At 46.6% G+C, this 13,429-nt stretch carries 10 protein-coding genes; 9 read left to right on the top strand and 1 reads right to left on the bottom strand.

All coding sequences use genetic code 11. From position 1 onward, the window contains the following. Nucleotides 1–40 precede the first annotated feature (40 nt). From HI950_RS06000 to HI950_RS05990, 3 genes are read left to right on the top strand one after another with little or no spacing between them, the layout of a single operon-like run. On the top strand, nucleotides 41–2,026 hold the full coding sequence (locus tag HI950_RS06000) for a putative thiazole-containing bacteriocin maturation protein (RefSeq protein WP_169082994.1): 1,986 nt from the start codon (nucleotides 41–43) through the stop codon (nucleotides 2,024–2,026). Next, nucleotides 2,023–3,966: a TOMM precursor leader peptide-binding protein gene (locus HI950_RS05995; RefSeq protein ID WP_169082993.1), complete on the top strand. Its 1,944-nt coding sequence runs from the start codon at nucleotides 2,023–2,025 to the stop codon at nucleotides 3,964–3,966. The genes HI950_RS06000 and HI950_RS05995 overlap by 4 nt, the downstream gene beginning before the upstream one ends. A gap of 56 nt (nucleotides 3,967–4,022) precedes the next feature. After that, nucleotides 4,023–5,603, top strand: a complete 1,581-nt coding sequence (locus tag HI950_RS05990) for a SagB family peptide dehydrogenase (RefSeq protein ID WP_169082992.1) — start codon at nucleotides 4,023–4,025, stop codon at nucleotides 5,601–5,603. An 89-nt stretch (nucleotides 5,604–5,692) separates the two neighbouring features. Here HI950_RS05990 and HI950_RS05985 read toward each other — a convergent pair whose 3' ends face one another. Further along, a complete protein-coding gene (locus HI950_RS05985) occupies nucleotides 5,693–6,244 on the bottom strand; it encodes a hypothetical protein (RefSeq protein WP_169082991.1) in 552 nt (183 codons plus the stop codon). A gap of 191 nt (nucleotides 6,245–6,435) precedes the next feature. On the opposite strand from HI950_RS05985, the gene HI950_RS05980 reads away from it, so the two are divergent. From HI950_RS05980 to HI950_RS05955, 6 genes are all read left to right on the top strand, one after another. Then, a complete protein-coding gene (locus HI950_RS05980) occupies nucleotides 6,436–6,774 on the top strand; it encodes a DUF3889 domain-containing protein (RefSeq protein WP_169082990.1) in 339 nt (112 codons plus the stop codon). An 81-nt stretch (nucleotides 6,775–6,855) separates the two neighbouring features. Beyond that, nucleotides 6,856–7,167 (top strand): YbjQ family protein, encoded by a 312-nt coding sequence (locus tag HI950_RS05975; RefSeq protein ID WP_169082989.1) that lies wholly within the window; start codon nucleotides 6,856–6,858, stop codon nucleotides 7,165–7,167. 424 nt (nucleotides 7,168–7,591) lie between these two features. Next, complete coding sequence (locus tag HI950_RS05970) at nucleotides 7,592–9,214, top strand: extracellular solute-binding protein (protein WP_169082988.1); 1,623 nt, start codon at nucleotides 7,592–7,594, stop codon at nucleotides 9,212–9,214. 76 nt (nucleotides 9,215–9,290) lie between these two features. After that, nucleotides 9,291–10,256, top strand: coding sequence for an ABC transporter permease (locus HI950_RS05965; protein ID WP_169082987.1), 966 nt, complete (start codon nucleotides 9,291–9,293; stop codon nucleotides 10,254–10,256). Beyond that, a complete protein-coding gene (locus HI950_RS05960; RefSeq protein WP_169082986.1) occupies nucleotides 10,250–11,113 on the top strand; it encodes a carbohydrate ABC transporter permease in 864 nt (287 codons plus the stop codon). The genes HI950_RS05965 and HI950_RS05960 overlap by 7 nt, the downstream gene beginning before the upstream one ends. 50 nt (nucleotides 11,114–11,163) lie before the next feature. Then, entirely contained in the window at nucleotides 11,164–13,413 is a 2,250-nt protein-coding gene (locus HI950_RS05955; protein WP_169082985.1) for a helix-turn-helix transcriptional regulator, read from the top strand. The last annotated feature ends 16 nt before the right edge of the window (nucleotides 13,414–13,429 follow it).

Below are 13,429 nucleotides of genomic sequence, written 5' to 3'. Positions count from 1 at the left end.
CCATACATACCTTTAAAGAGGAAATGTTGAAAATTTTTTTATGGGCATTATTCACGATAAGGAGGAATGGCATTTGGATCCTTCTATGCGTCTTAAAGTGAGAGGGGATACTTTTTTTCTCCCGAGCTCTGACGGAAGCGTCTATTTTCGGAACAACATTGGCTCGTTTCGGATGGAGGGCAATACGATCAGTCAATGGATTGAGAAATTAATGCCGGTATTTAACGGTGAGCACACGATGAATGATTTGACTGATGGATTGCCGGAGCAATACCAAAAGCATGTATACGAAATCGCGGAAGTGCTGTATGCGAACGGTTATGTTCGGGATGTAAGCCGGGATCGGCCGCATACGCTGCAAGAGGCTGTACTTAAGAAATATGCTTCTCAAATCGAATTTTTGGACAGCTTTGAAGGCTCGGGCGCTTACCGATTTCAGCTTTTTCGACAGTCAAACGTACTTGCCGTCGGGTCTGGCTCTTTTTTTGTTTCATTAATGAAGTCATTGTTAGAATCTGGAATTCCCCATATTCACATGCTGATTACGAATCCAGAATCGACGAATCGAAAGCGAATATTGGAGCTCGCGGAGCATACACGCCGTGAGGACCTAGAGGTCAAGTTGGACGAGATTGCTTTGCCAAAGGAGGGCGAGATCGATTGGCGGTCGGTGGTGCAGCCGTTCGATGCCGTATTGTTCGTGTCTGGTGAGGATGGGGAGCCGGTATTGAGATCGCTTCAACAGTTCTGCAGGGAGGAGAGAAAGGTGCTGCTTCCTGCAATGCTGCTGAAGCAGGCTGGTCTAGCCGGACCGCTGATCCATCCGGATTCGGATGGAGACTGGGATTCCGCTTGGCGCAGGGTCCACCATCGCGCCATTTATAAAGATCCTCAGCATAACACAGCCTCATCCACCGCAGAAGCGATGCTTGCAAATGTCATCGTTTTTGAATGGCTGAAAACAGCTACAGAAGTTGCGGTGTCCGCACTCAAAAATAAATTGTTTCTGCTTGACTTGGAGACATTGGAGGGTGGATGGCATCCGTTTCTCCCACATCCGCTTGCAGGCAGTCGCCCTTCTATCAAACGAATAGAAAATTTGGATTTAATGCTGGAAAGGGAGCAAGAAGAGAAGAGTTCAACTGCTTTGATTACTTACTTCAGCCAGTTAACGTCTAGTGAAACGGGCATTTTTCATCGTTGGGAAGAAGGGGAATTACGGCAGCTTCCGCTCTCCCAATGCCTAATTCAGGCGGTAGACCCGCTATCGGCAGGACCGGCGGAGCTTCTTCCAGTCAAAATTTGCAATGGCATTAATCATGAGGAAGCGCGCAGGGAGGCTGGGCTTGCTGGAATTGAGTCTTATCTATCAAGAATGACAGATTTGCTTATTCAAGCCGAGCAACGTGAGAACAGCAGCTCTGACATCAAGCGGCCGTATGAATACGTGGGCGTCGGAGCGGGGGAATCGACCGCGGAAGGGATTTGCCGAGGCTTGCAAAAATGTTTGACAGCTGCGTTTATCAACAAGCTTAAAGAGCGCGATCCTTCTGTCGTTTTAGCACGGATTAGTCAAATCGATGATATCCGCAGCCGCTATTATTTAAGTGCGTTAACGACGCTAAAAGGTACGCCTACGATTGCTTTTGGCGAGGATGTAATAGGATTTCCTGTTGTGTGGATCGGAACAAAAGACAGCTGGTATGGCGCGGTTGACTTCAACCGCACTGGGGCGCTGCGCAGAGCATTGCAGCGCGCACTTCTGGATATCCAAAACCAAGAGGCTATCGATACGGCGGATGCGACCAGCTGGCCTACAGTGAGTGTGAAAGTCGAGGCAATGGAGAATGTATCAATACCAGCCTGCGATTCAACAAGGCACCGAGACGTATTGCAATCCGCTCTTGAACGATTAAATCGGAGCAGCAATCGCCTTCTTGTTTTTGACTTAACGGTCGAGGCATTTTTGAAGGAGGAGCTGGCTGGCGCATTCGGCGTGTCGCTTCGAGAGGAGGGAGGAATATGAGCGCAATCTTGGCCATTATTGGGCAGGGTCTGCTTGCAGATTTTGTATGCTCCGAATTATCCCAAGACCATCAGATTGTAAGGCGAAACGATTTTTCGACTGAAGTGCCGGAAACGGCTAAGCTAACGCTTGTTCTGCATGATGGCTATAACCCTTCAGATCATCTTTTCGCGGAGGAGCTGTTCCAGCGCTCTGGAATGCCTTGGCTGCGCGGCTTCGTATCGTTTGGAGAAGGCGTGATCGGGCCGCTGGTTGTGCCGGGAAAGGCGGGATGCTCCCAGTGCGCCGATCTTCGGCGCCTCATGGCGGGGAATGACCGGAAGGAAATGTGGGAGATCCAGCAGCAGCATTTTATGCACGGAGGGACTTCACCCGACGTATGGTCTTCACGCATAGGTCTGCTTCATATGGCACAGATGATTGCATCGGAAGCTCGAAGCTTTGTTGCAGGTGCACCTGCGCAGACAGAAAATCGATTAATGTTTATCCACCTGCAAGCCTTGAATAGCTCGGCTCATTTCTTTTTGCCAGACCCTCTTTGTCCGTTATGCGGCCAGATCCCAGAGGATTCTGCGTTATCAGCACGGATTTCGCTTCAACCAAGTCCGAAAATAAGTGAAAACAGCTATCGTAGTCGATCGATGACGGAGCTGAAAGAGGTATTGGCGAATGACTATCTGGATGCTCGGACGGGCTTTTTGAACGGGAAAATGATTGACCTCCAGTCGCCGTTTGCCGATTCAAGCATCAATTTGCCATTGTTCTCGGGCGATGAAGGCTGTGCTGGCCGCACACATTCCTTTGCGGACAGCGAGATGACTGCTATTTTGGAAGGTTTGGAGAGATATTGCGGCGTGTCTCCGCGCGGGAAACAAACAACCGTTCACGACAGCTACCGCAACTTGAAGGACCAGGCGCTCGATCCCGTTTTAGTTGGCATTCACGAGAAGGATAAATATGATAGCCCGGGCTTTCCATTTCGACCGTTTGATCCCGGCAGGCCTATCGATTGGGTATGGGGCTATTCGTTTTTGCTGGAGCGGCCGATTCTCGTTCCAGAGCTGCTGGCCTATTATAGCTCGGGTTGCGGCCATGGCTTTGTTTATGAAACCTCAAATGGATGCGCGTTAGGCGGCAGCTTAGAGGAAGCTATATTTTACGGGATATTGGAAGTGGTCGAACGCGATTCGTTCTTAATGGCCTGGTATGCGCAGCTGCAGCTTGCTCCCCTTGATCTTTTCTCCGCTTGCGATCTCGAATTGGATTTAATGGTCGAGCGTTTGCGAGAGGTTGTCGGCTACGACGTGTATGCATTCAACTCGACGCTGGAGCATGGCATTCCAAGCGTATGGGTGCTCGCCAAAAACAAGGCAGATAAAGGAGTCAACCTGATCTGCGCGGCTGGCGCCCATCCTGATCCGGTTCGTGCGGTAAAAGGAGCGATCCATGAAATTTCGGGCATGCTGCTGTCGTTGAACGAGAAGCTGGAGGAGAACCGGGAGCAATATGAACAAATGATCGATGATCCGCTGCTCGTTCGCCAAATGGATGATCATTCGATGCTGTACAGCTTGAAGGAAACCGAGGATCGTTTTGATTTCTTGCTCCGTAATGACCGTCCGCAGCTAACATTCGAAGAAGCGTTTAAGAAAAAAGCGTGGCATGCGGATTTGACTGATGATTTAAAGGATTTCCTTCAAGCATTCCGCAAGCTGAAACTGGACGTAATCGTGGTGGATCAGACAACGCCGGAAACGCTCCGAAATGGGCTTCATTGCGTAAAGGTATTGATTCCGGGCATGCTGCCGATGACGTTCGGGCATCATCTCGTTCGCTTGACGGGCTTGGAACGGGTACTAACAATACCCGCGATGCTGGGGTATGCCGAGAAACCGCTTGAGCCCGAACAGCTTAATCCGCATCCGCATCCATTTCCGTAAGCCGCAGCCACATTTTCAAATCGTATGCCCCAAGAAAGCCTTTAGGAGGAGAAGGAATGAGTCTGAAGGCATTTTTGCATCAATTGCAATTCGACCCGGATAAGGCCAAATCCAAAGAAGGGGAGACCGATTGGGAAGACGCGCCGCTCCCCTATAAGCTTTATCGGGGCTTGCCTGCTTACCCGCTCTCTGCCGAGGTTCCGCTTACGCTTGAGGGAGAGCGGGATTGTGCACAGCCAACACTACGTGAGCTCGGCCATTTTCTATGGTATACGTTCGGTCTTGCGCAGCTGAGCCAATCTGTTTATGGACCGGATGCGGGGGATGAATGGGGAAGCTCGCTGCAGCTGTGCAGGCGATTCGTTCCTTCAGGCGGCGGGCTGTATCCCAGCGAGCTTTATCTTTATTTGAAGCTGGAGGATCTGCCTCAAGGCATTTATCATTATGATGCTGCGCATCACCGGTTGATCCTGCTGCGAGAAGGGCAGTATGACAGCTATTTAAGCAAGGCGCTGGGGAATCGCTGTGACATACCTGCCTGCTTCGGCGTCGCTATCGTGACGACAATGTTTTGGAAAAATTATTTTAAGTACGATAACTTTTCTTATCGCTTGCAAGGTCTAGATGCCGGCCTAGTGATCGGACAATTGCTGGAAGTGTCAAAAAGGTTTGGTTTTGAGACGGGTGTATATTTCCAGTTTCTGGACCGTGCGATCAACCATCTATTAGGAATATCCGAGCAAGAAGAGAGCGCATATGCGGTCATTCCGCTGTCAGCAGAGGCGGAAATGGAATGGTTCCTTCCTGGGCAAGATGGCGAGGAACTCCTATCCGCGGACGAATTATGCAGGGAGCTTGCGGAGACCAGGCACGAGCATTATATGCGATCGACGAAAGTTTTGAATTATCCAATGTTAATTAAGATGAATGAAGCTTCAATGATGGAATATTCACGTTCGTTTCAGCAAATTGGGAGGGAGAGGAAAAGTGAAGATAAAGGAGGAGCATATCGTCTTCCTCAAGTGAAAAGGCTGAACTATGATCTGGCGTCCGTATTGCGAGAACGTTATTCGCCGGAAATTGAATTCGTTTTGCAGCCTGTAGGTCCATGTAGTCTAGCTGCCCTTTTGCAAGAGGTTCTGTCCTCGTTTAGGTATCAAAATGATTTGGACGGGAAGCTGGTTAGGCCGGAAGCTCGAGTTTCCCTTTATGGCTGTTTCTATGGCGTTGAAGGCATTAGTAATGGCGCATATCGCTATGATGACTTTGCGCATGCCTTGCAGCCGGTTCGCGACGGCGATCATCGGTCATGGCTGCAGCAGGGGATGTCATTGGATAATGTGAATTTGCATCAAGTATCGCTTTGCTTTCATGTCGCAGGGAATATGGACGATCTCCAGGCTCAGCTTGGTTATCGAGGCTATCGCATCCTGCAGATGGAGGCAGGAATGCTTGTTCATCGCTTGCTGCTTGCAGCTTCGGCTGCCCAAATGGGGGGACGACCACTGCTAGGATTCGATGCCCAATTAAGCAATGATCTTTATAAGCTGGATTTTTCCGGGCTTACGAGCCTAATTCAAATTCCGGTTGGTTATTGTCGAAGCCGTTCGCGGCTTGAAGGGAGTTTGGCGCACTAGAGAATAAACCGAAAAAGACAGAGGGCATGTCGATGACACTCCCACTGTCTTTTTTGTCTATTCGATTGATTAAGCAGAGTGCTTCGCACCTATCTTGGTTGGTCTTTTTCTTTCTCGGTTGAGAAACAAACGACGGGAATACACGCATGGTGCGGATGTACCGATGGATGTACCCACTCGTGGTGATAATCGATTGAGGTGTATTCCCAGCCTCCATGAGGATGATGGTGATCCATTGCATCATGCATCGCAGGATGAAAGTCATGCATCGGATGATAATCATGCATATGGTGATAATCGTGCATCGGATGATAATCATGCATATGGTGATAATCGTGCATATGGTGATAATCGTGCATCGGATGATAATCATGCATATGGTGATAATCATGCATATGATGAAAATCGTGCATTGGATAGAAGTCGTGCATGTGGTGGGCATCATACATATGATGGAAGTCATGCATGTGATGGAAATCGTGCATGTGGCTTAGATCTACACAGCAATGGCAGTGGGACTTCTGAGTCTGCTCGCTCTCAAGAGGTTTATTTATTTCCGGTTGACTGGGATTCATTTGCATGTGCTGGTAATAATCCGGCATGCCAGCCGTTTGTTGCACATAAGGCTGATTTGGTATCATGGTGTGCCTCCTTTTTATCATACCTTACCATATGCCTAAATCGAAAAAAGGGCACTTATCCCTACAAATTGGGCGTGCTCAGGATTATGAATAATAAGATCCATCGTACTTTGCGTACCTCGAATGAATAGGACGAAACGAAGAAGGTGACGCTAGTACGGATACTATGAAAAAGACAGGTGGTCGAAGAAATGCTGCGTCATATCGTCATGAAGGCTGTATTTGTGCTGCTGAGCCTCACACACTCAGAGGTCATGACAGCAGATGAGTCTGCCTTGCATGCAGAGCCTTCCTATGCCAAGTGGGGCAAAATGGCTATGGAGGAGACGTCGAAAACGTATCTTAACGCATCCATCATTGATTATAAATATGTAGGCAGAACCAAACTGTCAGAGGAGCAAGCAGAGGAAAGCTTTGTGCTGTGGCTCCGCAAGGATGCACGGGAATTCGGTGTTAGGGTCAGCATTACGATCCAAACGAGTACGGATCAAGTATTAAGTCTAACGATGAAGGAGCTTGATTCAAAATAAATGAAACATCTGATGACACTGCTCCGTACTAGAAGCAAAACGATATGAAACGCTTCTTGATGAAGCGGGAGGAGCTTAAACATGCTAATTTCAACTACGCCAACAATTGAAGGACGTCCCATACAGGATTATGTGGGAGTCGTAACAGGTGAAGCAATAATGGGTGCGAATGTCGTACGCGACTTTTTTGCATCGATAACTGACATCGTAGGAGGACGCTCTGGCGCATACGAGAGCAAGCTAAAAGAAGCCCGTGACGTAGCGATTGATGAGATGAAAAACCAAGCTTCAAAACTGGGAGCAAATGCAATCGTCGCAATCGATATTGATTATGAGGTAGTACGCGAGGGCATGCTTATGGTGGCTGTCAGCGGAACTGCGGTACGTCTATAATCGGAATGTAAAGCAGATAAAAAAAAGCGATAATGATTCAATCGATATAAGCGGCGCTTATTTGATTGAGTTATTTCGCTTTTTTTATTTGTCTGCATGTGGCATTCATGTCAACTTAAACAAGCTGTGCATTTTATATATTTCTACCGCTTTATCATTCTCCACACGGCTGAAATGCTTGATTTATCAACGTTTTTTGCAATTGTTATTTGAATTTCGGAAAAAAAGGATGGCGCAGGAAATCATTTGGTTTACGATGATTGAAAGCGCTTCTAAACTGGAAATGCAGGACACGGTTATCGACATTGTACGTTGTGGCATTCTAGATCATCCCGATGACTGTTTCCAGCCTTCGTTATTTTGATGAAGGGGACTAATCATGGCCGTCTTGAAAAAGGAAGAGAAATGAAAGGGAGGAATGTAAATGTCAAAAAAATGGTTAAACGTCATGCTGATCTCATCTATGATTATCGTAAGTTTGGCGGCTTGCAGCGGGAACGGAGAAGAAAAAAACAATGCGGGCAAAGCGACGAATAAACCGAGTGAGGCACCAAGCAGCACGACAGCTGCAGATTCCAAGCAATATGGCGATACTGGAGGCTTGAAGCTGCCCATTGTAGACAAACAGACAACGATTACTTATATGCTGCCAAGCAACGCCGCGAACCTAAACGACAATAAACTGGTCGTAAACGAGCTGTTGAAGCGTACGGGGATTAAAGTTGAATTTCAATCTTATTCTCCCCAAACCTATCAGGATAAACTGAAGGTGGTCGTTGCTTCAGGAAAGCTTCCTGATATATTCATTGGGCTGAAGTCAGCGGAATTAAAGAAAATTGGGCAACAGAAGGGCGTAGCGGCCATTACGGATTACGCAGATATGCTGCCAAATTTCAAAAAACTGTACGTAGAGGAAAATCCTTGGGTCATAAAGTCGTATGGGGATCAGAATGGCAATCTGTATACGTGGCCTATTTTCAACCTGAACAGAGATGTGAATCACGGATTTTTGTACCGCAAGGACATCTTTGACAAGCTAGGGATCAAGGAATGGACCGATACGGAACAATTCTATCAAGCGCTCAAAAAGCTAAAAGAGGCTTATCCGGATTCTTATCCATACGCTTCCAAAGGGCTGGCCAACATATTCAGAGACTGGGCGTTTGGATGGGGACTCGGCAATACCGACAATTATCCTGTTTATTACGATGAAAAGGATGGATTGTGGAAGTTTGCGAGCGTGCAGCCTGCTCATAAGGACATGCTTGATTTTATGAAGAAGCTGTACAACGAAGGTCTCATGGACCCCGAGTTTCTAACGGATACACAGGATTCGTGGACGACGAAAATGACGACCGACAAGTCGTTCATCACATGGGACTGGATCGGAAGGCTGGACTTATTCTACAACCAAATCAAGGACCAAAATCCGGAATACGATCTCAGATACGGTAATCCTGTAGGGCCGACAGGGAAGGTAAGAAGCCTGCCTGAAGTTTCTGATTTTAGCATTGCGGTAGCCAGCAATAAGAATACGGAAATCTCGTTAAAGCTGCTGGATTACTTGACCAGCCCATCGGGAAGCGAGTTAATGACGATTGGCGTGGAAGGCGTAAACTTCGAGTGGGGTCCAGACGGCTTTCCCGTTTATCCTGAGCTGGCTGATTTGCCTTTAGTCGACATCGGCGTTCTTGAGGACCGTTACAGCATGTGGTTGGAGGGCGCTTATTTGAGACCGGACAGACGCAGCGTATATTACAAATTTTCCGAGAAGGAGCAGGAGGCGCAAGAGAAAATTTTGAATGGTGATAAGCGGGAAGCCCGCGATCCGATTCTGAATTTTACCGACGACGAAATTTCGGTCCTCTCCGAGCTTCAAACCTCCTTGCAGAAAGCTGCCGAAGAATTTAACGCCAAATATATTCTCGATAAAAATTACGGGGAGAAGCAATGGTCGGATTGGATGGGCAATGCCGCAAAGAATGGGGCGGAGCAGGTCATTAAAGTGTACAACGATGCGCAGAAACGGTTCGACGAAAAGAAATAAAGATGCCATTTAGAAGGTGAGACAGGGCATTCGGCTCGTTCGCCGGATGCCTCACTCAAGCTGGGAGGGAGACATCATGCAGCAATCAAACCTGGAACTCGAAACGCCAAGCAGCGAGAAGCCATTGCATTCACGATTTGAGGCAGCTTGGAAGCATATCAAGCGTGACAAACAACTGCTTATTTTATTCATACCATGCATCGTCTTCTATCTCTTGTTTCGTTACGGCCCGCTTTACGGATTAATTCTTGCCTTTAAGGACTACAGCGTTTTTTCCGGCGTTTGGGGAAGCGATTGGGTGGGACTCAAGCATTTCATCAAATTTTTTACGAGCGATGATTTTTGGCTATTGTTTAAAAACACGCTTTTGCTCGGCTTTTATTCGCTTATATTCGGCTTTCCTTTCCCGATCATATTGGCCGTTTTGTTAAATGAGGTGAGGATAAAATGGTTCAAGAAATCGGTGCAAACGTTCAGCTATCTTCCTGCGTTTTTGTCCGTTGTCATCATTTGCAGCATGATTATCGATTTTTTGTCCCCGAACAACGGGTTGTTAAATCAAATCATAGCAGCGCTAGGTTTTGAAAAAAAATATTTTCTAATAGATCCGAATTGGTTCCGTCCCATCTATGTCATTTCCGAGATTTGGGGAACGATGGGCTATGAGGCGATCATCTATTTGGCCGCGATCGCGGGCATAAGCCCGACGCTCTATGAGGCGGCAAGAGTTGATGGCGCAAGCCGGTTTCGGATGATGCGGCATATTACGCTCCCTGGTCTGCTGCCTACCCTGCTGATCATGTTCATTCTCAAAACCGGCTCCATGATCCGCATCGGCTATGAAAAGGTGCTGCTTCTATACAATCCGCTGACCTATGACGTAGCGGACGTCTTTTCTACCTATGTATACAGGAAAGGCTTATTGGAATCCAACTACAGCTATGCGGCAGCCGTCGGTATGTTCGAGGCATTGGTGGCGATGGTCATGCTGCTGGCAGCAAACTACTTAAGCAAGCGGATCGGAGGGAACGGGCTATGGTAGGAGAGCGCAGGCTTACCGTTTTCGGCATATTAAATACGATTATTATGACCTGCGTCGCCATTGCAACGCTTTATCCAGTCATCTATATAACAGCTATTTCTTTGAGCGATACGGCTTCTGTCATTCGAGGCGAAGTTTTTTTATTGCCGAAGGGATTGAATCTCGATGCTTACGCGGAAGTTTTGAAAAACAACAAAATACCGAGAGCTTATTTTAATTCCATCTATTATACGGCGTTTGGAACAATCATTAATTTGCTGTTTACCGCCATTGCGGCATATCCGCTATCTCAACGGACGTTTTTCGGAAGAAGATTTTTTATGCTAGCCATCGTCATGACGATGTTCTTCAATGCCGGAATTATTCCGACTTATATGGTCGTGCAGCAGCTTGGCCTTTTGGATTCGGTGTGGGCGCTTGTGCTGCCGAATGCGATATGGACGATGGAGCTGATTATTCTAAAGAGCTTCTACGAGAACATGTCGAGCCAAATTCGCGAAGCGGCATTAATCGATGGCGCTTCTGAATTTCGGATCTTGTTTAACATCGTCATTCCGTTATCCAAGCCCGCATTGGCATCTATCGGATTGTTTTACTTTATGGGCCATTGGAACAGCTTCTTCCTTCCTTTGATTTATTTAAGCGACAAGGATATGTATCCACTGCAGGTCGTTTTAAGGGATATGCTCATATACAACACCGAGAATGATGCAGGTCTTGTTGATCGTGCCGCCTTGGCGCCGCAAGCGATGAAAAACGCGACCATTGTGCTGTCCATGATTCCGGTGCTGCTGATCTATCCTTTTGCACAGAAATATTTTGCGAACGGCGTTATGCTGGGCTCGGAAAAGGGTTAAATGGACGAATGTGGAATATAAGTTGGATGACATCTTGAGAGGTGACGCCAATGAATCGACTAATTGCTAACAGAGGGCTGCTGCAAATTTTTTTCTCCCTGCTCCTCGTCATCGTAATCATGTTTGCATCCAATTATATCGTCTATCAAAATTCGATCTCCGGCATCTACGATAAGGTGACGCAAAACAACCGGATGGCCGTCAAAAATATAATCCAATCGTTTGACAGCCATTTTATGACGGTGAACAATTTGATTTTTGCTATACACGGTCTGCCCTATGAAAACGTCGTGTCACGCGAAAATGGGGAAATCGATATGGTAAAGGTTTATATGCTGAAGGACAGCCTTTCGACTTTAATTTCTTCCATCGATTTCATAGACGATGTTATCGTTTTCTATGACAACGCCGATTTAGCGATTACCTCAAAAGGCACCAGTAACTTGAACGTCCTGTTTAATCAAAAATATAAGCATGCGCTGCAAACGGCTGATTATTGGAAATCCTTCGCTCGTTCCAAGCATACGTTTACGATGTTTCCGGCAGACGAGTATTCCGTCTCTAGCGATGGATTATCGAGAAGAAGCCGGCAGCTGATGGTGGCAATGGACGGTAATAAGGTGAGGCTATCTGACAAAAACGTCATGATTATTATCGATGTCGAGAAGCTTCAGCAGCAGGTCAATCTCAAAGGATTAATTCCAGGCGCATCGCTTATTGTACTTGATTCCAGCCGCAACGTTATTTTGAGCACGGAAAAGGATTGGGATCTGATCGAAGTGCTTAACGACGTCTATTTCAACACATCCACAGAAGCTTCTTTTACTCGCGAAAATTTCGATTATCATTTTTACAAGTCGGAATACAACGATTTTATTTATATCGATAAAGTGCCATACCAATTTCAAAACATCGGCTCCGTTACGGACGCAAGCCAATTGATTATGATTAGCGCGATTATCAGCGCCCTTTTATTGTCTGTCTTGCTTAGCATTTATTTGTATAGACCAGTCAAGGGCATTCTTCAATTGCTGGGTGGAGGAGCTATCAAAGGCAATGATTTTCGGAAGATTTACAGCGGGATCGTAAAAGTGCAGGCGGAGAACGAATCCTTATCCAAACAAATGGATTTTGTTGATAAGGAGATGCGCAGAGGCATTTTCCTTCAGTCTTTGGATGAGCTTTCCCACTCGCAAGAGTATGAGCTGCAAATGCAGAAATATTATCCGTATTTCTTCCAAGAACGTTACTTTGTCATGGTTGGCCTGCAATTAAACCGTCAAGTAGACGGTGAGCCGCCGAATTGGAGGATCGAAGAGATTACGGAATGGATGCAGATGGAGCTTCAGAACATCTTTAATCACGCTGTCGTATTTCATTCGGGACATTTGCAGTTTCTAGCTCTTGTTGGGATGAAGGAGATGACGAATCGGAAGAAGGTATTGGAAGGCATTGAATCGTACGTGAGGCATACGGCCAAGCATGAGCTGCAATCCTTTGTGATCAGTGCATTTGCGAGTAAAGGCTACGATTCGAAAATAAGCAATATGCATGCAGCCAATCAAGATATTAAGCATGGCATGGAGTACCGGAATGTGAAGCAAACCGGAGCGGTTGTGGATACAGAAATGATACGTTATGTTTCAGACGTATATTTTCCTTTTGAAAAAATCGAGAAGCTGTCCAATTGCCTATTAAGCGGAAAGACCAACGAGTCCTTAAAAATTGTCGAAGACATCGTTCAGGAAAACGTGAATCGTAACATTCATTTTCATCAGATGACGCATATTGCAAAAAGCATATTTCTTTATTTGCTGAAGCAAATCGGCGAAGCGACAGTTAGCAGCAAGGACCTTCAGCAGGAGGCAAGAGATTTTTCAGGAAAGGTGGACATGGCGCGCCACTATGACGAAATCCATGAAGCGCTCATTGATGCCGTGCATTTTATAGCTGAAAAACGCGGCAGCGAGCAGAAGAGCAAGCTTAATGCTGCTTTTATATCACAATATATCGAGCTTCATTATATGGAAAACTTGTACTTGGATCATATGGCGGAGGTGCTGGACACCAGTCCGAAATACTTTTCAAATTACTTCAAGAAAACGTTTGGCATTAATTATGTGGAATATCTCAATAAGGTCAGATTGTCCCACGCGCGGGAATTTCTGAAAAATACCGACCTCAGCGTCGCGGAAATTGGGGAGAAGACCGGTTATATGAACTCTTCCACCTTTACGACTACCTTTAAAAAATATAATGGCATATCACCAAGCGAGTATCGCAAAAAAGAGACGGATTGAATCGGAGGAATCTGAC

This window comes from Paenibacillus sp. PL91, from assembly GCF_012935325.2.
GTDB lineage: Bacteria > Bacillota > Bacilli > Paenibacillales > Paenibacillaceae > Pristimantibacillus.
Note: the sequence above shows the minus strand (reverse complement) of the source record. Positions and strands in the feature narration are given on the sequence as shown.